A 2,105-nucleotide genomic window follows, 5' to 3' on the forward strand; every position below is an offset into this window, starting at 1 on the left:
TTTATCACGCGAGACTAGGATGAGTTTTTCTGGCTTGCTGTGCCTAGGCTGACAGAGGCTGCAAAAAATTCATCCTAGTTCCGCTATATCGTTTTTACATTGAACTGACTATAGTTTTTTTGAAATACCAATAGTTGGTTATTAGCGGGCATCGCATACTTATTAACTAGTCTTAGATGATGTGTTTTTGCCAAAGCTACTATGTCTTCTAAATGACGAATACCACTGTTTGGGTCGCGTTGCCTGAGACTGATATCAAATTGTTGATTACCAGCGCTAGTATAATTCCCATTTTCGTTAAACGGTCCGTAAATGATAAACTTTCCATTGAGAGGTAAAACATTACCTACTAGCTCAAATAATTTTTCTACTAATGACCATGAGATGATATGCAGGGTGTTGGCAGTAAATACCGCATCATAGGGCTGATTGTTAGCAAGATTCATAGGCAATGGATCGACTGTTAAATCAAAAGCTAACGGCGCATATAGATTAGGCGCAGGGTGAGCAGTATGCCAAGCATTGATAGTAGCATGATGCGCTAACACATCACTGGTCTGCCATATTAAATGAGCTAATCTTGGCGCGAAATACACACTATGTTGACCAGTCCCTGAACCAACCTCTAATACATGGGTGGACTCTTGCAACTCTTGCTGTAAAACGTCCAAAATCGGCTGCTTATTATTTTCACACGCTTGAGAAAATGGTAGTGCAGTAGATGTATATATACTCATTTAATAAATCCCAGCCTCTAATCCAGCAGCGAGCGTCATTGCTAGCTCTCCGACTTGCTCAGTAAATCCCTCTTGCCAATCACCTTGTAAAATCAGCGCTTCTTGAATCCATTGCCAACGCAGCCCTGTCGTAATGGTCTTTATAGCAAGCTTAGTGCCCGTACCATCATGACCTGCTCGAATATATAATGCAAATGGCATGCCCTGCTTCTTCTCTAACACCGGATAATAACAGCGATCAAAAAAATCTTTAGTCAGCCCTGCCATATAAGCCAAGTTCTCAGTCGTCCCTAATAACAATGCATCTGCTGCTAACACATCTTCAGGCTGCGTATCTTGTGGCGACTTCAATATGACATTGATATCTAGATCAGGATGATTGGCACCATCGAAAGCTGCCTGCGCCAATTTCTGAGTATTGGGCGATGGCGCGTGAGCGACGATAAGTAAGGTTTTGCTAGCCATATCAATCACCCTTATAAAGGTTCTTAGTGTTTAGAATTAATAATCCTTGGAATCAATAGCTCTTAGAATCAATAGCTTTTGGAGTTAATAGCCACTTTTTGAATGATATCAGGATGAATACTTTTCGCAACCGGACACGTGAGCGCGGTGTTATAGAATATTTTTTGCGTTTTATCATCTAACTGTTGATTAAAAGTAATAGCAACATGTACTTCACTGACGCGTCTTGGATCAGCGGCCATCACTTTCGTCACTTCAGCGGTAGTGCCTGCAATATCGAGATCCATATCACGGGCTTTAATACCGATAATGGTGAGCATACAACTGACTAAACTAGTCGCCAATAAATCAGTGGGTGAAAATGCTTCGCCCTTACCTTGATTATCGACAGGAGCATCAGTAATAATTTTATTGCTTGACTGCAAATGAATAGCGGTAGTACGCAGGTCACCTTGGTAAGTTACTTTTGAGGTTGTCATAGGTTTCTCTTTGGTAGTTATAGTTGCTAGATGACTGCTTATTGAAATACTCTAAAAAGTTTCATCATAACAATAAAGGCTTTAAAATGATTGGTTAAAATGCAAGGGTTTAGACAAGACCTTTCTTTCTCTGTTAAAACAATGATTAATGCTTATTAAATTACTTATGTGACATTGTTATGCTCACAATATTTCTTCAAATTCCTCAACCGAACCTTCATCTCCCACCCAAAAATAAAAGCACTAATAGAGCCAAATAGTTTATTAATTATCTTACCATGTAATTCATAATTATAGGTATGAGCTATGCTGAAGAAACCGTACAAGTAAACTTGGTAAACTAAGCATATTCCTAGGAGTTTACCATGATCAAGAAAATCAGAAGCTACAGTGCAGAATTCAAAGCCGCAGCCGTCAAGAAGAT

4 protein-coding genes are annotated in these 2,105 nt (G+C 39.5%); all 4 read right to left on the bottom strand.

The window, feature by feature from the left end; genetic code table 11:
• Positions 1 to 83: 83 nt before the first annotated feature.
• On the bottom strand, positions 84 to 737 hold the full coding sequence (locus WAZ74_RS08640; RefSeq protein ID WP_422307868.1) for a DUF938 domain-containing protein: 654 nt from the start codon (positions 735 to 737) through the stop codon (positions 84 to 86).
• Positions 738 to 1,202 (bottom strand): flavodoxin family protein, encoded by a 465-nt coding sequence (locus tag WAZ74_RS08645; protein ID WP_422307870.1) that lies wholly within the window; start codon positions 1,200 to 1,202, stop codon positions 738 to 740.
• 68 nt (positions 1,203 to 1,270) lie between these two features.
• Positions 1,271 to 1,681, bottom strand: a complete 411-nt coding sequence (locus tag WAZ74_RS08650; protein ID WP_422307872.1) for an OsmC family protein — start codon at positions 1,679 to 1,681, stop codon at positions 1,271 to 1,273.
• Positions 1,682 to 1,845: 164 nt separating this feature from the next.
• Positions 1,846 to 2,105, bottom strand: a 260-nt coding sequence (locus WAZ74_RS08655; RefSeq protein WP_422307874.1) for a hypothetical protein, incomplete at its 5' end; no start/stop codon positions are given.

This window comes from Psychrobacter sp. (assembly GCF_049295055.1).
Taxonomy (GTDB): Bacteria; Pseudomonadota; Gammaproteobacteria; order Pseudomonadales; family Moraxellaceae; genus Psychrobacter.